19 protein-coding genes are annotated in these 18,583 nt (G+C 47.2%); 14 read left to right on the plus strand and 5 right to left on the minus strand.

Annotated features, from left to right (window positions below):
• Positions 1-19: 19 nt before the first annotated feature.
• From RJ47_RS03995 to RJ47_RS04010, 4 genes are all read left to right on the plus strand, one after another.
• Positions 20-724, plus strand: a complete 705-nt coding sequence (locus RJ47_RS03995; RefSeq protein WP_005475618.1) for a DUF484 family protein — start codon at positions 20-22, stop codon at positions 722-724.
• Positions 696-1,628 carry a tyrosine recombinase XerC gene (gene xerC, locus RJ47_RS04000; RefSeq protein ID WP_005475611.1) on the plus strand — a complete coding sequence of 311 codons (933 nt, stop codon included), beginning with the start codon at positions 696-698 and terminating at the stop codon, positions 1,626-1,628. The genes RJ47_RS03995 and xerC overlap by 29 nt, the downstream gene beginning before the upstream one ends.
• Positions 1,625-2,347 (plus strand): 5-amino-6-(5-phospho-D-ribitylamino)uracil phosphatase YigB, encoded by a 723-nt coding sequence (gene yigB / locus RJ47_RS04005; protein ID WP_039481732.1) that lies wholly within the window; start codon positions 1,625-1,627, stop codon positions 2,345-2,347. Before xerC ends, yigB begins: the two co-directional genes overlap by 4 nt.
• Positions 2,348-2,444: 97 nt before the next feature.
• Entirely contained in the window at positions 2,445-4,922 is a 2,478-nt protein-coding gene (locus tag RJ47_RS04010; protein WP_039481734.1) for an EAL domain-containing protein, read from the plus strand.
• Here the strand turns inward: RJ47_RS04010 and RJ47_RS04015 are convergent.
• Together RJ47_RS04015 and RJ47_RS04020 are read right to left on the minus strand one after the other, a co-directional pair.
• Positions 4,919-5,524 (minus strand): tRNA-uridine aminocarboxypropyltransferase, encoded by a 606-nt coding sequence (locus tag RJ47_RS04015; RefSeq protein ID WP_039481736.1) that lies wholly within the window; start codon positions 5,522-5,524, stop codon positions 4,919-4,921. The two genes, RJ47_RS04010 and RJ47_RS04015, sit on opposite strands and share 4 nt — an antisense overlap.
• A 1-nt stretch (position 5,525) precedes the next feature.
• Positions 5,526-7,058 carry a COG3650 family protein gene (locus RJ47_RS04020; protein WP_039481738.1) on the minus strand — a complete coding sequence of 511 codons (1,533 nt, stop codon included), beginning with the start codon at positions 7,056-7,058 and terminating at the stop codon, positions 5,526-5,528.
• A 38-nt stretch (positions 7,059-7,096) separates the two neighbouring features.
• Here RJ47_RS04020 and RJ47_RS04025 point away from each other — a divergent pair, with 38 nt between their 5' ends.
• Entirely contained in the window at positions 7,097-7,576 is a 480-nt protein-coding gene (locus RJ47_RS04025) for an EVE domain-containing protein (protein WP_038216136.1), read from the plus strand.
• A gap of 52 nt (positions 7,577-7,628) precedes the next feature.
• Here RJ47_RS04025 and RJ47_RS04030 read toward each other — a convergent pair whose 3' ends face one another.
• Positions 7,629-8,456: a Cof-type HAD-IIB family hydrolase gene (locus tag RJ47_RS04030; RefSeq protein ID WP_005475637.1), complete on the minus strand. Its 828-nt coding sequence runs from the start codon at positions 8,454-8,456 to the stop codon at positions 7,629-7,631.
• Between the two features lie 103 nt (positions 8,457-8,559).
• Complete coding sequence (locus RJ47_RS04035; protein WP_039481741.1) at positions 8,560-9,561, minus strand: alpha/beta fold hydrolase; 1,002 nt, start codon at positions 9,559-9,561, stop codon at positions 8,560-8,562.
• An 83-nt stretch (positions 9,562-9,644) separates the two neighbouring features.
• Here RJ47_RS04035 and rhtB point away from each other — a divergent pair, with 83 nt between their 5' ends.
• From rhtB to RJ47_RS04070, 7 genes are all read left to right on the plus strand, one after another.
• Positions 9,645-10,262 carry a homoserine/homoserine lactone efflux protein gene (gene rhtB, locus RJ47_RS04040; protein WP_038140619.1) on the plus strand — a complete coding sequence of 206 codons (618 nt, stop codon included), beginning with the start codon at positions 9,645-9,647 and terminating at the stop codon, positions 10,260-10,262.
• 18 nt (positions 10,263-10,280) lie between these two features.
• Complete coding sequence (locus RJ47_RS04045) at positions 10,281-11,519, plus strand: EAL and HDOD domain-containing protein (protein ID WP_038190195.1); 1,239 nt, start codon at positions 10,281-10,283, stop codon at positions 11,517-11,519.
• Between the two features lie 125 nt (positions 11,520-11,644).
• Positions 11,645-11,986, plus strand: a complete 342-nt coding sequence (locus RJ47_RS04050) for a metalloregulator ArsR/SmtB family transcription factor (protein ID WP_038140616.1) — start codon at positions 11,645-11,647, stop codon at positions 11,984-11,986.
• 23 nt (positions 11,987-12,009) lie between these two features.
• The gene (locus tag RJ47_RS04055; protein ID WP_039474656.1) at positions 12,010-13,011 is read left to right on the plus strand and encodes an ArsJ-associated glyceraldehyde-3-phosphate dehydrogenase; all 1,002 of its coding nucleotides are present in this window, start codon (positions 12,010-12,012) and stop codon (positions 13,009-13,011) included.
• Positions 13,012-13,021: 10 nt separating this feature from the next.
• Positions 13,022-13,528, plus strand: coding sequence for a cyclin-dependent kinase inhibitor 3 family protein (locus RJ47_RS04060; RefSeq protein WP_039481745.1), 507 nt, complete (start codon positions 13,022-13,024; stop codon positions 13,526-13,528).
• 73 nt (positions 13,529-13,601) lie between these two features.
• Positions 13,602-14,822 (plus strand): organoarsenical effux MFS transporter ArsJ, encoded by a 1,221-nt coding sequence (arsJ, locus tag RJ47_RS04065; protein ID WP_039481748.1) that lies wholly within the window; start codon positions 13,602-13,604, stop codon positions 14,820-14,822.
• 102 nt (positions 14,823-14,924) lie between these two features.
• Positions 14,925-15,938: an acyltransferase gene (locus RJ47_RS04070; RefSeq protein WP_039481751.1), complete on the plus strand. Its 1,014-nt coding sequence runs from the start codon at positions 14,925-14,927 to the stop codon at positions 15,936-15,938.
• On the opposite strand, the gene RJ47_RS04075 is transcribed toward RJ47_RS04070, so the two are convergent.
• Positions 15,939-16,268 (minus strand): DUF2500 domain-containing protein, encoded by a 330-nt coding sequence (locus RJ47_RS04075; RefSeq protein ID WP_039481753.1) that lies wholly within the window; start codon positions 16,266-16,268, stop codon positions 15,939-15,941.
• Between the two features lie 327 nt (positions 16,269-16,595).
• Here RJ47_RS04075 and RJ47_RS04080 point away from each other — a divergent pair, with 327 nt between their 5' ends.
• Positions 16,596-16,964 carry a hypothetical protein gene (locus RJ47_RS04080; RefSeq protein ID WP_005475608.1) on the plus strand — a complete coding sequence of 123 codons (369 nt, stop codon included), beginning with the start codon at positions 16,596-16,598 and terminating at the stop codon, positions 16,962-16,964.
• Between the two features lie 936 nt (positions 16,965-17,900).
• Positions 17,901-18,524 (plus strand): lysoplasmalogenase, encoded by a 624-nt coding sequence (locus tag RJ47_RS04085; protein ID WP_005475639.1) that lies wholly within the window; start codon positions 17,901-17,903, stop codon positions 18,522-18,524.
• The last annotated feature ends 59 nt before the right edge of the window (positions 18,525-18,583 follow it).

Raw genomic sequence — 18,583 nt, forward strand, 5'->3', positions numbered from 1 at the left:
ACACAATCAAGGAATCAACGTGTCTCAAATTGAAGCGGATGCTCTGACGGAAGAAGTCATTGCAGAATACTTACGTGACAACCCCGATTTTTTTCTGAGTCGTCGTGAGCTAGTGGACCGCCTTGCGCTACCCCATCAAGAGCAAGGAACGGTGTCGCTTGTGCATGTACAATTGAACCGTCAGCGTCAACGTATTGAAGAGCTCGAAGAGGACATCACTTCGCTGATGTCGCTTGCTAAAAGTAACGATCAAACCTTCCACGAGTTTATGGCTCTGCAGGAGCAAATCCTAAAATGCGATTCGTTGTTGTCAGTCGTTAAAGCGATTGAAGAGATGGCAAAGTCTTTAGGTTTGGTCGCGTATGTGCGTCTACTGGAGTCTGAATCAAGCTATTACTCATTGGCGAAAGAGTCCTACCTGCGTTTTGCTACCAACCATTTGAATGGCAAAGAGGCTTACTTGGGGCGCATGCGCAAAGCGGATCGAGAGCTCCTATTTGGTGACAACCATCGCGCACCAGAGATGGGCTCTTATGTCGTGCTACCATTAAAGAGAAAGTCGTTACAGGGCGTATTGGCGTTTTCCAGTACCGATGGTGGGCACTTCCAACCGCATATGGATACTCTTTTCTTACGCCATTTAGCGTTGGTGCTTTCTCATTTAATTGAGTCTCTTCCATGGCAATGTGAACAAGATGAGCGAATCAGCAACACCTCTTCCTAATGGTCTACAAAAACCCCTTGAACGCTTCTACGAATATCTACGAAGTGAGAAGGGGTTAAGTCTCCACACTCAACGCAACTACAAGCAGCAACTTGAAACCATGGCGCAGCACCTCGTCCAACTTGGTCTGAAAGATTGGTCTCAAGTTGACTCTGCGTGGGTAAGACAGTTGGCGAGTAAAGGCATGCGTGATGGCATGAAGGCGAGCAGCTTAGCGACTCGACTCTCTTCTTTACGCAGTTTTTTCGATTTTCTTATTTTGCGTGGAGAGATGAGCGCGAATCCCGCCAAAGGCGTGTCTGCTCCGCGCAAGAAGCGCCCATTGCCGAAAAACCTCGATGTCGATGAGGTTGGGCAACTTCTCGAAGTAAACGAAGACGATCCGTTGTCGATTCGCGATCGCGCCATGATGGAAATGATGTATGGAGCAGGCCTTCGTCTGGCGGAGCTCGTGAGCATCAATGTGAAAGACGTCAGTTTTTTCTCCGGTGAAATTCGTGTCGTTGGTAAGGGCGACAAAGAACGTAAAGTGCCTTTTTCTGGCATGGCGTCTGAGTGGGTCGGCAAGTGGATGAAAGTGCGTGGAACCTTGGCCAAATCCGATGAGCCCGCGCTTTTTGTGTCTAAACTCGGTGTGCGTATTTCTCATCGTAATGTGCAAAAGCGGATGGCAGAGTGGGGACAAAAGCAGGCAGTCGCCAGTCACATCAGTCCACATAAACTGCGCCACTCTTTCGCAACCCATGTTTTGGAGTCGAGCAACAACCTGAGGGCCGTCCAAGAGCTTTTAGGACATGAGAATATCTCGACTACGCAAATCTATACCCACCTAGACTTTCAACATCTAGCAGAAGTGTACGATCAAGCCCATCCACGAGCGAAAAAACGGAGCAACAAGGAATGATTTTTTATCGCCAACTTGGCCCGATTCAGGCAATGACGTTTGATTTGGATGATACCTTGTACGACAACCGTCCGGTCATTCGTCAGGTGGAAGCCAAAGCGATGGCGTGGCTGCATCAGCATCATCCTATCTCTGCGACACGTTCTTCTGATTGGTGGCGAGCGATAAAGCGTCAGGTGCTCAGCGACGATGCTTGGCTCAAAAATGATGTAACGGCTTGGCGATATCAACAGATCCTGACCGGACTGATGGAACTGGGTTACAGCCAAGCGCAAGCAGATTTAGCTGCCAGTGAACTGATTGAGCGAGTGCTGGAATTTCGCAGTGATTTTACCGTTCCAGATGAATCACATCAGGTGCTGGCTCAGCTCGCGTCAGTGATGCCGCTGGTGGCTATCACGAATGGCAATGTGGATGTCGATAAGATTGGCTTAGCGGGGTACTTTTCGTTAATTCTAAAGGCGGGTCCCGATGGCTATGCGAAACCGCACCCGCAACTTTTTGACAAAGCGGTGCAATTTTTAGATTTGCCTCGCGTTTCGATATTGCATGTTGGCGACCATGTTGTTACGGATGTTTTGGGCGCTAAAAACAGTGGATTATCCGCTTGTTGGTTCAATGACCAGTTTCAATCCATCTACGACCAGCCTAGAGCAACAACTTTGCCCGATGTCGAGGTGAAACGATTGCAAGACTTACTACTTTTGAGTGAGATTTAGGCACATTCTTACAAAATAATCGCTTTTCATCTGCCGAGACATAGATTAGGTTATATTCAGAAGAGATCTCATTATATCAACGTCTTAGGCTTATAGAATGCGCACTTACTCCGCGCTGGTTTTTGACAACCAGCAATTGATGACGTTTATCAATCAACTGCCCAAAGGATTAGGTAGTTCGAATTTAGTACAAATATTGTCGACTCAACCAGCGACGATCGCGTCTCGATATGCGGCTTATATCAAGCAAGTTCTCCCTGACAGCGAAGTGATTGGGCATAGCACTCGGCATGTGGTGTATGAGAGTCAAATTCATCATGGTGGGACGTTGATTTGTGTCGCCCAATTTGAACACACGCAATTCTCTTCTTTTTCTCTAGATCTGAATGATGACCCAGAGCAAGATGCCTGCACGGTCATTGAGCAGTTGGCGATTAATCAGAAGTCCAAAGCGATCATTAGCTTCTCTCACGTTACCAACAGTTGGGACTACAACCTGTACCAAGCGTTAGGTAAGCGATGCGATGTACCAATCTGTGGTGGATTGGCCGCATCGGTGAATGGACGCAAAGAGTGGCTGCTGCATGGTGTGAAAACGTATCATAAAGGGGCGGTGTTTGTTGCCCTACACAGTGAGGTTCTGCAAATTTGGCGCAATGCGTTTTCGGAGTGGAATACCATTGGTAGCCCTTTATGCGCGACCAGTGTTTCAGGCTCAATCTTACACACGATCAATCACAAACCAGCGCATGAGGTTTATCGTGATCGCTTAGCGGACGGTCGAGAGTTGAGTTTGGAGCAGATGCTGAGCTTTCCTCTGCAACTGACGAATCAACAAATCTGTATTCCTACGGCCATTTACCCAGACGGCAGCATTGAGTTCGATAAGCCGATTGAACTCGGCGATGAGCTGCAATTGTGTTACAACCACCCCTCACTGACATTGGAGCAAGTTGGGCACGATGTTCGCAACTTAGCTCAGTTTAATCCGCAAGCCATTTTTATCTATAACTGCGAATCTCGGCTCGAATTCATCGAAGGGATGAGTGAAATCAAACCCTTCGATAAGTTTGAATCTTGTAACGGCTCTTATTGTATGGGCGAGCTTTTCAGAGAGAAACATCAAGATGTGTTGCACCATAGCATGACTTATCTTGCCCTTAGTGAAGACTCTCGCCGACCGCCTCTAGACCTTTCAGAACAAACCGAATCGTACCCTATCTCTCCGCTTTTCCACTTAATTCGTTACTCCATTGAGGAGTTGGATGAGGTGCGTCTTGAGATGGAACGCAAGCTCGCCGCGCAAACCGAAAAACTCATCAACAGTTATCGCTTGGACAAACGAACCGGATTGAAAAACCGAGTGGCCTTGCAAGAAGCGCTGAAAGTGGTGGCGCCTGATGAGCATGTGATCACGCTTAAGCTGTCAAATTTTCACCAAGTGAACGAGAAGTATGGCTATCAAGTTGCCGATGAACTCATCAGTGATTTGAGTGACCACTTTGTTGACCGTTTGTCGAGCCGTCACGGCTCTGAGATGGTGAAGAGTCTTTACTACATTGGCACTGCGGAATGGGCGATCGTCTTTCACTCTCAGCAACCGAGCGATTTGATCAAACAGGAGTTCTCTCAGTTTGCTGATCAGATAGAGCACATCAACTTTGAGCCATATGGTTTACCTGATGTTGACTACTTATCTGTTTCGATTATCGGTGGGATTGCGAGTGTGGCGGATTTTCCTGATGTAACGGGGGATGAGCTTCTACTCAAAGCGATTGATGCTAGGCGCCGTGGCAAAGAGCGCAACACCCACTTTATGAACGCGCGCGATTGCGGCACGACGATGGAAGAGCACCAAGACCGATTAGGCTTAATGGGCAGTGTCAGTCGAGCGATTCTCAATCAGCGGATTATTACTTATAGCCAACCAATCTTTGCTGCTTACAGTCGCGAGCAAATTTCCCAAGAATGTTTGGTGCGCATTGAAGACGATGGAGAGATCATTTCCCCAGGACGTTTTTTACCGATCATCGAAGGGACGCATCTGTACACGCGCTTGAGCCGATACATGATGACTTCAACGTTAGATTTTATGGCGGATAAACAGGAGTCATTTTCCATCAACTTATCGCCACAAGATATGTTGAGCGATCGAACGCTCTCGATATTGGAACAAGCGGTGAGAAAGCTCAATGATCCAAGCCGACTAGGGATAGAAGTGCTTGAGTCAGAGCAAATCAAAGACTTTGCGCGGATGGCTGAAGTGTGTGGTCACTTCAAGAAAATGGGCGTGCGTATCTTGGTCGATGATTTTGGCTCGGGCTACTCCAATATCGATGAAATCATTCGTCTAGAGCCCGATGTGATTAAGCTCGATGGCAGCTTGATTAAGACCATTGATGTCGACAACAAGCAGCGCCAAATCACGGGGCAGTTGGTGCAGTTATGCCAAGTACTGAATGCCAAAACAGTGGCGGAATTTGTTCATAACCCGAAAGTGTGCCAAATCGCCGAAGACTTAGGTGTCGACTACCTCCAAGGCTTCCACTTGGCTGAGCCGACACGCTTATTCTAATTGGAGCGGTAGGGATGACCGCTCTTATCCGCTTTGAACACCCGCATATAATGGGCGAGGAAGTGGATGAGACTATCAGCTTGGCTCTTCTCGCCTAACTCTCTTATCACCTCCGCCGCGACTTCTAAAGTGCATAGATTGCCTTGCGATTGATTTCGTCTTAGTTGATAGACAGAAGCGTGAGAAGGCGTGATGTGAACTAAGGGGATATCCGCAAGCCACGCGCTTTTTCTCAGCATCTTCTTTGCTTCCTGCCACGTTCCATCAAGAATAATAAACAGCGGTACTTTCCCTTCTTGCGTGGCTTGATCTTGCGCGCTACTGACTGGATGGCTTAGGTCATTGGGAAACAGCAGTACGGGTAAATAGCGTTCATCTTTCAGTAACGCCAGCAAGTTCGGGCATGGTGAGATGCGTTGCCAAACATGTTGGCTACTGCTGGGCAAAGATTTGAGCAACCACTGGCCGGTATTGGTATCACGCGTGAGTTCATTTTCATGCATCAATAGCGCGATATGGGCATCGACCGACACTTGAGGCAATTGAGCGCAGACGCAGTTATGCAGCAGTCCGCACTCGGGGCAAGGGGTTGAGGCTACCATGTTATAGCGTCACTCCTCCTTGGAATGGGGTTAATCCATCAGAAAATAGCTGAACTTGGCTAATTTCGTCATAGTTTGCAGTAGGAGCCGTGCTTGGGTTGAGTGGGTAGCTGATGCCATCGTATTGCATCACATGCTGGTTAGGCACCGCGCCGCCGCCGCTCACAAACAGCACTAAGTCTTGCCATTGGTGATGCGTTTTCTTACCTAAGTTAATCGGTGTTTGCACTAGCGTAATACGGCTATTGAAGCGCCATTTTTGTTGATGGCTCTCAAACACTAGCAGGGTACAACCGCCAGATCCGCACCAATCGAGTTGCGCTAATAGCTCTTGGTTGCCATCTCCATTGAGATCGTAGGTGAGCCAACGGTAGCGAGTCCCTGTAGGGTCAGTTTTATGCTGTTTGAAATATTCGCGCAGCGCCTTGTCTACGGCAGGATTGTACTGGTCGCTGGAGGGAACTTTATCTGCAGAAAGCGAACGCTGGTTGGTAATCGTCTCACTGCTGGAGGTGGCTTTGGTTTTAAATAAGGTTAAGCCGCCATTGGCAATGTCATAGACCACGTCACCGACCTTTTCTTGTTGGGTTGATAGCTGGTAGCCATCACGCAGATACAAACGCTCCGACAGCAAAGGCTGTCCCTGTAAGTGGGTGCCTACAACTTGTACTTGCTGGGGAGAAAGCTGCTGCCAGTAACCTTTTTCGACGGTATCGGCATCACCGCTTGGGTAACTATAGACGGTGGCGGCAGTGTGGTCGGGGTTCAGAGTTAAGGTGACGCTGAATGGGTTACTTTTTACCGCTTGTGCTTGGTAGGTGGCGACCCAGTCCTGCGTAGCATCTTGGTTGGCGAGGGTTGCGCAGCCATGATAGGTTTTGTTGTCGAGCGTGAAGGTCGATGTCCAACCGTAAAGACTGTCACTCATGCCATCGACACAACTCTGTTGCTGCAACTCCAAGTTGCCACGTTTAAAGGTATAGCGGCGGTTTTCCATCTCGATGCGACTGGAAGTGATGGCCAACGATTGATCGGGCTTGCCGATCTGGCTGAACGTCAATTCGCCTTGGTTAAACTTAACTGACCATGATGGCTCAGTGCCAAACGCGTGCGTGGACTTCCATGGTCGATCGCAGCGGTTTGGGTTTTCCGCACTCAGCAGGTTGACTTGGTCCACGACAAAGCGCGCGGGGTAATCGGAGGCGAAGCCATCTTTGCCTGCTGGGGCAAGGTGGCCGATCACTTCTCCATAAAGGGGCTCGTAGGGAGCACGGACCAGAGTGAGTCCTTGATTAAATCGGTCACGAGGAAGGTCGAGCCAATATTGCTGCTGACTGCCACAGGGCGTGATTGAGCTGACTTCATGCCCCAGTACCACCTGGCCGCGCATCACGAAGGTTTGCGGCTTGATTGACGTTGGGGTGCTCAGCGTTGCCGTCGGCTGCGGTGGCGTCTCTGGCGTCGTTGCACTCATCGAGCAGGCTTGGAGTGTCAGTAAAGTCGCCAGTGCGACTGGGTTTTGCAACGCCTTCATGCTATATCTTCCTCATACGAAATTCATCGGAAGCTATTATGGCATATTGGTTATTTAAAACTGAACCGGACACCTTCTCTATTGACACTCTTCGCACACAAGAGACCTCTTGTTGGGAAGGGGTACGCAACTATCAAGCAAGAAATATGATGCGTGATGATGTCAAAGAGGGAGACTTAGTGCTGATTTATCACTCCTCGTGTAAAAAGGTGGGAGTTGCGGGTATCGCGAAAGTGATTCGAGAAGCGTACCCAGATCATTTTGCCTTTGACGCTGATAGTGATTATTACGATCCGAAGTCTACGCCAGAAAACCCTCGTTGGGTGATGGTTGATATTGAGTTTGTCCGTAAAACCGAACGCGTCATTCCGTTGAGTGTGTTGAAAGCGATGCCAGAGCTCGAGAATATGCCTTTAGTTAAGCGAGGTAATCGCTTATCGATCATGCCGGTAACAGAGCAAGAGTGGCAGGCCATTTTGGGAAAAGAGAAATTGCCAAGCCAGAGGGATGCAGGGTAAGTAAAGCGCCGAACGTGAAAAAGGCTGCCAGTGGCAACCTTTGACTTTGTTATTAGATAAGATGCGCTTTCAGGTAGTGAGCGACGGCGTCATCGGCGTTGCTACCGATAACTTCATTGTTTGGTAGCGCATCCATCACTTTGTGGTGAGAAGTCCCCATCACAAGCCCTTTTCCTGCCATTGAGAGCATTTCGACATCATTCATGCCATCACCAAAAGCAATGCAGTTATCGAGGGTAAGCCCGCGAGACTCTGCGACCGCCTTTAAAGCTTCGCCTTTAGAGACATCCGCAGCCATGACTTCTAGACACCAAGGGGTAGAGAAAGCGATGTTGAGTTGATCACCGAAGGTTTCGCGCAGTTTATTTTCAAAGACAACTAAATGGTCGTGATCCTGCTCTGGATGGGTAAAGAAGATCTTAGCGATGCCATCGGTTGGGGCACGTTCCGCGTTAAAGCGTTTGTAGGAAAAACCAGATTCGCTGTGGAATTTTGCCAACATTTCATCGTCACGATCCAACAACCAATCTTCATTTTGGTACATGTGGATAAAGATGTCTTGATCCTGTCTGATCACATCGATCACGTCTTGTACTAAGCCTTCTGGTACGTTTTTGCTGTACATCAGCTGATCATTTTGGTCGTGGACGCGAGCACCGTTGGAGGTGATCATATAAGCCGGAATCCCCGCAATTTCGCGAATCCCAGCAACGTCGACGTGATGACGACCAGTAGCAAAGATGAACGTCAAGCCCTTCTGATGAAGCTCCTTCAGCGTTTGTTTCGAGAAGTCACTCAGCTGGTGGTTTGGAGCTAGAAGAGTCCCATCTAAATCTGATGCGACGATGTGAAAAGGCGTTTCTTTGCGTGTGTCGGTCATATCACCCTCATTAACAACTATTGGCGACCCGAAATGGGTTAAGCAACCAGTTTACTTGAAGCGAAAGGGGAAAAAGAGGGTAAAGATCACTTCTTGGCTTTTCCTATTTTTGCCGCTGATGCTGCTCGAAGAACATCATCACGGTGTCTAATGCATCATTGCGATACTCATCTTGTTCAAACAGCACCTCATGTCGAGATCCATATAAAATCTTCATCGCGCATTGAGTGTTGGTCTTGGCGAGCTTCTTCATAAAGCGGATTTGATCTTGATTGCAGACGATTTGGTCTTCACTCGCTTGCAGCAAGAGCAGGGGTACTTTGATGTGACGGGTCATCAAGAGACATTGTTTAGAAGCCATTAAGCCTTGCCATACCCAGCGAGTACTGGCGCCACCAATTTGAATCTCTGGCTTTTGATCATAAAGGGCACGAAACCAGTGGTAACGCACATGGCTTTGGCTAAGTAGGTTACCTTCAAAAGGTTTCGGGAAGTAAGCCACTTGACCTGGAGCAAAGGTCGGCTTGGGGTAAATAGCGGTGAGTATTTGACCCAATAGGGTGGCGATTGGTTTGATATGACTAGGGAGATTTACACCAAACATTGGCGCACTCAACGCCACGGCGTCAAAAGGGTGCTGAGGGTAGCTTTGCACGTAGCGGGTGACGATGTTGCCTCCCATGGAGTGACCCAGCAGATAGCATGACTGATAACCGGTTAAGTCAAAGTGAGTGACCATGCGATTGAGGTCTTTTACGTAGTCGTCGAACTCATGCACGTAACCCATTTGCTTATCGTCAATCAGTCGGTCAGAGTAGCCCTGACCACGATGATCATACGAATAGATGTCGTACCCTTGCTGGAACAGGTCGTAAAACAGCTCTTGATACTTCCAAGTACACTCGATTCGACCATTAACGACAACAATTGCTTTGCGATGCTCAGGCTTGGTCAACTTCACCCAGAAAAGTTGGGTTTTATCAAAAGATCTCACCATGCCTTCTTCTCTAGAGTGCCATAGCTCAGCAATTCGACCATTGATTGCTTGCTCAAAATTCGACTCTTGAGTATAAGAAGCAGTAATGCTAGAGCTCGAGTTATTCATGGATTTTGTTAGCCTGAAGGGGTTTTGGTAGAACACAGCTAGATTATGTGTGGCTAGGTGCGTTTAGTCGAGAGGAAAACACAATGGATATACATGTTTGGTTAGCTTATGTGGTCACAGCGATCGTTTTTAGCTTGGCGCCGGGTTCTGGAACCGTTAACTCTATCAGTAACGGCTTGAGTTACGGTACGCGTAAGTCCGTAGCGGCTATCGCAGGCTTACAGATTGGCTTGGCTATCCATATTATGCTCGTTGGCGCCGGAATCGGTGCCTTGGTGGCGCAGTCGGCTTTTGCGTTCTCGGTGATCAAGTGGGTAGGCGTGGTTTATCTTGTTTGGCTCGGCATTCAAAAGTGGCGAGATTCAACGGGGCTCAATACGTCATCGGTTGCGCAAGAATTATCGGCTTTTACCTTGATGAAAAAGGCGGTATTCATTAACCTTACCAACCCTAAATCCATCGTCTTTCTGGTTGCCCTTTTTCCGCAGTTTATCGATCCGGCTCAAGATCAGGTCTCGCAACTATTGGTATTGGGTATTACTACGGTATTGATTGACTCTATCGTTATGCTAGGTTACACCACATTAGCTTCTCAGATGGGGCGCTTTATTCGCTCGGATCGTATGATGGCGAGAATCAATAAGCTCTTTGGCTCCATGTTTGTGGGCTGTGGAGCGCTTTTGGCGACTGCTAAAGCATAGACGACAGCAAGGACTTGAATGCAACGTATAACGCGCGATACCTATGTGGCTCGTCAGCCGATTTTTAACGCGAAGCGACAAACTTTAGGGTATGAGTTGCTGTTTCGTGACGGCGAAAAGAATGCTTACCCCAGCCACATCGAATCGAATCGTGCGACCTACAGGTTGATTGTCGAAAATTTTTTATCGCTGGGCACCAACCCAGCGATTGACACTTCTCGTTGCTTTATTAACTTCCCTCAAGAGAGCTTGATACGTGGCTTACCTATGGTATTGCCTAAGGACAAGGTCGTTATCGAAGTGCTGGAAACTTGCACGCCCAATGATGAGCTCTACCTTGCGGTCAAAAAGCTCAGCCAAGCCGGTTACTTAATTGCACTTGATGATTTTGTTTACAGCGCTGAGTGGGAGCGCTTTTTGCCCTTTGTGCAAATCGTTAAACTCGACATCATGGCGATGGGGCTCGAGTCCGCCTGTGACTTTGTAAAAGAGCGCATCGGCAAAGGGGTAAAACGCCGTTTTCTTGCCGAGCGTGTTGAGACCGAGGCGGAGTTTCTGACCACGCGTTCAGCAGGTTTTAGTTTTTTTCAGGGCTACTTTTTTGGTAAACCTGAAATCACTCGTAAAGGCTATTTAAGCCCAGAACAGCTGATTGCTATGGAGCTGTTTAAAGAGGTCTGCCAACCGGAAGTGGACTTCGTCAAGATAGAGAAAATTGTCGCTAAAGATGTGTCGCTGTCTTATCAACTGCTCCGTTTTGTTAATACCATGTCTGATCGTTTGGAAGTGTCCATCTCTTCCTTTCGCCAAGCGCTGATTTACCTTGGCCAAGATAAACTCAAAATTTTTGTCTCTTTAGCGGTGGCCTCGTTTGTTTCGACAAGGAAACCCAAAGAACTCTATAACCTGTCACTGCAGCGCGCTCAGTTTTGTCAGTTGATGGCGAACGACAACCCATTCAATGAATATCGTGATCAGGCGTTTCTTATTGGTCTGTTCTCGATGCTTGATGCGCTCATCGATGTCTCGTTGGATGAGCTGGTGGAACAACTCCCTTTGTGTTCATCTATCAAGCTTGCACTCCTTGAGCGACAAGGGCCTTATGGTTTACTGCTCAAGGTTGAGGAGTGCTATGAACGCGCCGATTGGTATGGCATTAAAGAAGCGTGTCACCAGCTTAACGTCTCGGTTGACGATATTATGCCGAAAATTTCTGCCGCACAGCGCTGGAGTCAAGACATCAATCGCGTGGTGTAATCAGAACCGCTTCGCCTTTCCCATTTCAGTCAGTATGAAGTTTTTATGACACCGCCTCGCGTGTGTTGATCTCTACGCGCAAATAAATAAAGATATACGCATATCCATATATGAGTATGTTTTATATGTTACCGCATCAGTTTTTCAAACTATTGTCCGATGAAACACGTGTTCGCAGCTTAATGTTGATTGTACGCGAAGAGTGCTTATGTGTCGGAGAACTCACCGAAGCGCTGCAAGAAAGCCAACCTAAAATTTCTCGCCACCTTGCCCAGCTGCGTTCAAACGGCATTTTAGTCGATGTGAGACAAGGACAGTGGGTGTTCTATCGCTTGGCCTCGGATCTGCCGGGGTGGATGAATAAACTGATTGATGATCTTGTTGCTTCAAACTGCCTAAAGGCGGAGTACCAACAGGATCTAGAACGATTACACGCGATTCAGGCTCGTCCTGTTTGCTGCCAATAATAGACAATGGAAGAGATAGCATTATGACGATTAAAGTAGGCATTAACGGTTTCGGTCGTATTGGACGTTTGGCATTGCGCGCCGCGTTTGACTGGCCAGAGCTAGAATTTGTTCAAATCAACGACGTTGCAGGAGACACCGCAACATTAGCACACCTGCTAGAGTTCGATTCTGTACAGGGGCGTTGGCACCACACTGTGACCGCAGAAGGCGATGAGATGATCATCGATGGAAAGCGCATTCAAACGTCGCAGCAGCGCGATATAGATGCGATCGATTGGTCTGGCTGTGACGTAGTGATTGAAGCGACAGGGGTTCATCGCGAAGGTGTTTTCCTCAATAAGTATTTAGAGCAAGGTGTGAAGCGTGTAGTTGTTTCTGCGCCGGTTAAAGAAGAAGGTGTGGCTAACATCGTGGTGGGTGTTAATGATGAAATCTTTGACCCAGCCGTACACAAAATTGTCACCGCGGCATCTTGTACTACCAACTGTATCGCACCAGTTGTGAAAGTAATCAATGAGAAGCTTGGTATTGAAAACGCCTCTTTTACTACCATTCACGATCTGACTAACACCCAAACCATTCTAGATGCGCCGCACAAAGACCTGCGTCGTGCTCGTGCTTGTGGTATGAGCCTGATTCCAACAACGACGGGATCTGCAAAAGCGATTGTCGAGATTTTCCCTGAGCTCGAAAACCGCATTAACGGTCATGCAGTCCGTGTACCGTTAGCGAATGCTTCCCTGACTGACATCATCTTTGAAGTCAAACGAGATACGACGGCTGAAGAAGTCAACGCGCTGCTTAAGCAGGCGTCAGAAAATGAACTGGCTGGCATTCTTGGCTATGAAGAGCGTCCACTTGTCTCGATTGACTACAAAGGCGATCAGCGCTCAACCATCGTGGATGCGTTATCAACGATGCTCGTTGGCAAACGCATGGTGAAGATCTACGCATGGTATGACAACGAAATGGGTTACGCGACACGTACGGCTGAGTTGGTCCGTAACGTGGGCATGGCGTAAGGGGGATAACATGACAGATTCTGTTCAGATTCACCCGACATGGCAACTGGATGTTGATGCTGGTGCGTTAGTACTGACTCCTTGTCCTGGTACGAAAGGTGTTGAGCTCGAGGCGTCGCTGCAGCAGCTTAAAGAGCAAGGCGTTGCCGCGATTGTGACTGCGCTAGATGACGCCGAACTTGCTAGCAAAGAGGTCTCTGAGCTTGGGGCTTTGACCAAGCAGTTGGGAATGCAGTGGTTTCAAATAGAAATCGAAGATGATTGTGCCCCTGAAGAAGGATTCGCTGCCAAGTGGCAAGCTGCAAGCCCTGAACTTCATAAGATCGTCGATAACGGCGGTAAGGTTGCGATGCACTGTATGGGTGGCTCGGGTCGTACTGGGTTGTTTGCCGCTCATCTATTGCTAGAAAAGGGTTGGCCGCTAGAAAGCATCATCACTCAAGTTCAAGCCCTTCGCCCAGGCGCGTTCACTAAGCCTGTTCAGGTTGAATACATTACCGCGGTTTCTACGTTGTAAGGCATTGGATCAGAGCTTTTGGAACATGGGTGTCCGAAAGCTCTGTGAACAGCACATTTGAGGATTTCACCTTATGTTCTCTACTCTCAGCAAGAGCGTGCGTCAATATATGTTGGTGACGTTCAACTACTGGAATTTCACCATTACTGATGGCGCACTGCGTATGCTAGTGGTGCTCTATTTCTACGATTTGGGTTACAGCTCGCTAGAAATCGCCTCGTTGTTCCTGTTCTACGAATTTTTTGGTGTGGTGACAAACCTCGTTGGTGGCTGGTTGGGGGCTAGATTGGGCTTAAACAAGACCATGAACCTCGGGCTAGGGATGCAAATTGTCGCGCTGGCCATGTTAGCGGTGCCTAGTGGTTGGCTGACGATTCCTTGGGTAATGGCCGCTCAGGCATTGTCTGGGATCGCCAAAGACCTCAATAAAATGAGCGCCAAAAGTTCGATTAAAACTTTGGTGCCAGACGAACAGCAAGGCGCGCTGTATAAGTGGATTGCAATCCTCACTGGCTCGAAGAATGCACTGAAAGGGGCGGGGTTCTTTGTTGGCGGCTTGCTTCTCTCTACCATTGGTTTCACCTATGCGGTGTTGACGATGGCGGCGGTGCTGACTCTGGTGTTTATTGGTAGTGTTCTCAGCTTAGAAGCGAATCTGGGCAAAGCGAAGACCAAGCCGAAGTTTAAGCAAATTTTCTCTAAGTCTGAGTCGATCAATATTCTTTCGGCGGCACGTATGTTCCTATTTGGTGCTCGTGATGTGTGGTTTGTCGTGGCACTGCCCATTTATCTCGGCAGCGTTTTTGGTTGGGATCATTCGTGGGTTGGAGGATTTCTTGCGGCTTGGACAATTGCTTACGGCGTTGTTCAGGGCGTTGCGCCCAAGATTACCGGCAAAGCACAAGGCAAAGTGCCCGATGGTCACGCCGCAATGCTTTGGGCTGGTGGATTAGCCATCGTCACCGCATCGATTGCCTACGCTGTTCAGATTGGCTGGCAACCTGAGTTCGTGATTGTCGGGGGATTGTTGATTTTTGGGGCGATTTTCGCCGTCAATTCGTCACTTCACTCTTATCTGATCGTCAGCTATGCAAAAGGTGATGGTGTCTCTTTGGATGTCGGTTTTTACTACATGGCCAATGCTATGGGGCGTCTGATTGGCACGATTTTGTCTGGTTGGGTGTTCCAAATGGCTGGACTCGCAGCGTGTTTGTGGGTCTCGTTTGCCTTCTTAGCGCTGACCACGCTTATTTCACTTAAGCTACCGAAAGTGAATCAAGTCGCGACGGCGTAAACGCAACCTCCGACCTTCTCATGACTAAAAGCTGACCAAGCTTATACCTTGGTCAGCTTTTTTATTGCTATATTCAGAGGGTTACAACACTGAGGTTAAACAATGAGAGAACGTGTCCAGTTTTTTGACTTGCTGCGCTGTGTGGCGGCTGTGGCTGTGATTGCCATCCATGTGCTAGCGCCGTATCGCCATGAACTGGGAATCATTCCTTTTGACGAGTGGTTTACGGCTGTTGCAACAAACGGAGTGACACGTTGGGCTGTTCCTGTGTTTATTTTGATCTCCGGCGCCTTGATGTTGAGCGATAAGCGACCTTTTGATCTTCACTACTATGTTAAGCGGCGTTTAGGGAAGGTTTTGGTGCCATTTCTTGTTTGGTCGCTATTTTATGGTTATCTCTCAGGTTGGACAGCCAACGGTTTTGACGCCAAAGTTTCCCAAGAGGTTCTGCTCAATAGTCCTCAGCATGCGACCTACTATCACCTTGGTTTCTTTTACTACTTTATCCCGCTCTACTTTGTGATCCCAATCTTCCAATGGGTGGTGAAGCGCGAAGATGATACGCCACTATATATCTTCACCATCCTTTGGTTAATTACAACGCTGCTTTACTTGATGGGGATTGATGGGTTTTGGAGTCATGAACTCTGGCTCTATAGTGGCTACTTACCACTTGGCTATATTCTATGGAAGAGAATACCATTAACCAAACGCAGCGTAGCGCTAGTAAGCTTGCTTGGCTGCGCGGCGTTAGTCATTACGGTTTATATGGTGGTGACCAATAGTCTGGCAGCGGATAAATACACGGTTGGTCGCTGGTTGTCCTATAAAACGCTCAATGTAGTTGCGGCGGCGAGCATGGTCTTTATGCTTTGTCGATACTTTGGTGAAGGGCTATCTGAGCGAACTCAGCAAGTGATTAGTTTTATTAGCCAGCACAGTCTCGGGATTTATATTCTTCATCCTATCTTTTTATGGCCAATGAAAGAGTATGCTTGGTATCAGGGGCACCCAGGTTGGGTGATTCCGGTGTGGATTGTGTTGAGTGGCGGAGGAGCACTGTTTACCAGTTGGTTGTTGTCTCGCTCCGCTAAAACAAGATGGTTGCTTCCTTAGTTAACGCTTCAGCGCAAAGTGCAGGAACTTGTCACCTTGGTAGGTGAGTGTGCCTTTGTCTCCGGGGTTAAGAGCATGGTAATAATGGATACCAATTTGGAATTCACGCTTTGGCCCCAAACGCCCTTTCTGAACGTATATCCAATATTCTTGGTCATCTTGCCCTGGCGCTGGGTCCTCAATTTCAATCGCTTGCTTATCCAAAACGGTCACTTCAGCCGTTTGCTCTGGAGCTCCTTGCCCTTGAATATGCTTACTAAAAAAACGCTGGAATGCCCAAGCACTCACTAAAATGAACACAAGAACCGCAACAATCAGTGTGATTGGCATGATGAGATCTCCCTTCTAATGTTGGCTATTCTAGCGGTTATTTGTATTAGAGATGAGGCTTGGCGCAATTGAGTGATAAGTTGGTGCGTATCTTGAATGATTTATTAGACGCATATCACAAGGGATTGGGAAAATTGTCAGTATCCTGATATAGCTAGTAATTGATTCCTTTACATTAATTTACTAGGGGAACAATTTTGTCCAGCAATGAAAAGGGAGATAATAATTCGCAGTGACTGTAAGAACAAAGGCTAACCAAGAGTGGAGACTCGAAGTTGTAAAAGGCTTTGTTTTGCCCCTAAACTTTACTAGCGATGGAGGGAAGCCATGTCTGATATAGAGAAAGTTGTTATCCGCACACGTAAGTTGGAAAAGCTGCTTCGTACCCAGTATCACGCGGAAGGCAAAGGACTTCATCAACTTATCACCAGTTGTGAAGAGCGATTGCCTCACGATGTCATAAGCAAGCTGCGCTATATTGCGACCATTCGCAATAAAGTTGTGCATGAAGAAGACTACAAACTCGATAGCCAGAGAGATTTTTTGACCACGTGCGATGAGTGTGAAAAAGAGCTGACTCCGCGTAGCAGTCGTTTTGTATGGCGGGCGGCCATCACCCTGATGACACTCATCACTGTCGCGGCATTATTTTTCTATTATGCACATTGGGATGTTTTATCGAAGCATTTACAATAAACGCCAGAAAAGTGGGATATTTTAGAGTTGGAGAGTAATTAGACGTGTGTCTAGTTATTGAACTGAATCTGATCGTTTTATCTGCTTTATAACAAAAAGGGACGCGAAAGCGTCCCTTTTTGTTTTCTGTAATCTGACTAGTACATCATCGGCAGCGTCATTAGGCCAACAACAACCGCGATCATTACAAGTCCTTGTTTTTGTGAAGAAGTAATCATAACACTGCTCCTTAATAGTGATGTTTAACTCTATGCTTTTTAGAATAGCAATGTTTTTATGGTTTGATCAAGTTTTTCTTTGCTTACCGCTTAAAAAATCAATTTTAAACTTGTACTTATGGGTTTATTTAGCCGTTTTTTCAATTTTAAATCGTTACTTTTGAGCTGGTTTTTATTTGTTCTTATGCCGTCGTTTTGCGTTTAAATTGTTGTTTTAATTCAAATATAATCTATATTTATTTGTGTTAATAAAAGGTTTTTTGTTCTTTTGGGGCTTAGGGGTCTTTTGGTGTTGATATTTTAGAGTTTGTTGTAGGTTTTGTTGGTTTTTTCTTGTTAGGTGAGAATTGATGTCATTATTTGGTTTGTTCCATTAGAGTATGAGTGATAAAACTGGAAGTAAAACGAGAGGGAATGGTGCTAATGTCTTTTGTGTTTTTGGTTTAAGATTTTGTTTTTAAGGCTAATTTGTCTTTTTTGTTTGTTTATTTTTTCGTTGGTCAAAGAAGATTTTGTTACTACGCTATGTTTTCATCCCTTTAGGTGTATAAGATGATTTTTTTGGGTTTTTAAACGGTTGGTGCTGGCCCTGACCTGACATTGCAGATAGAAATGCAAACGTGTAGAAGCATAATCGAGATCCAAGTTTTACTTTCCCACTCTGGACATATGAAGCGCCCTCCCTACACTAGCGACTCAGTTTAAAAGAGGTGGTCGCATGTGGAGTTGGCTTTCAGTCGCACTATCAGGTTTTATTAGTATTTCTGCCAGTGAAAGCAATCAGAAGATGCAAGCAGCGGTGTTTAAAACGCTGACAATGTTCATGCTGGTGGTCATGCTATGGAGCCAAGAAAGCCTGGTTGGGCTTGCTGCATGGTGGGTGACGCTCGGGCTTATCATTTCTGCGCTCGCGGACAGTCTCTATCTCTTTAATAAGCACAAGCGACTCTGCTTTTCGGCGTATATCGGCGCTCAGCTGTGCTACAGCACTTCTTTTTGGCAGCAGTTGTCAGGGGAAATTGTATGGTGGTTACCAGCCATGCTGCTTGCCATCGGTATTGTGGTGTTTTTCCTAATGCTACCTAAGATCGATAAACTGATTTTCCCCGTTGTGATCATGGGGATGATGTTGCTGCAGTTGAATTGGGCTGCGGGAGAGGTTTGGTTGTTTTCAGGCACCGTGTCTGGCTCACTTGGTTTTCTTGGTACCATCATCCTGACACTTTCTGCAGGCTTGCTTGCGGTTCATGATTATCGACATCCGATAGCCTTTGGCCGTTATCTCATCTCTGGTAGTTACTTACTGGCGCACGCTTTGATTACCGCTTCTTTGATTATCTAAAATCAAAGTTCTTTTCTCTGGTTACGATTATGCTTTGCCGCAATGCCATTGTCGGAGAA

Origin of the sequence: Vibrio sinaloensis (assembly GCF_000808535.1) — a bacterium.
Classification (GTDB): Bacteria; Pseudomonadota; Gammaproteobacteria; order Enterobacterales; family Vibrionaceae; genus Vibrio; species Vibrio sinaloensis_D.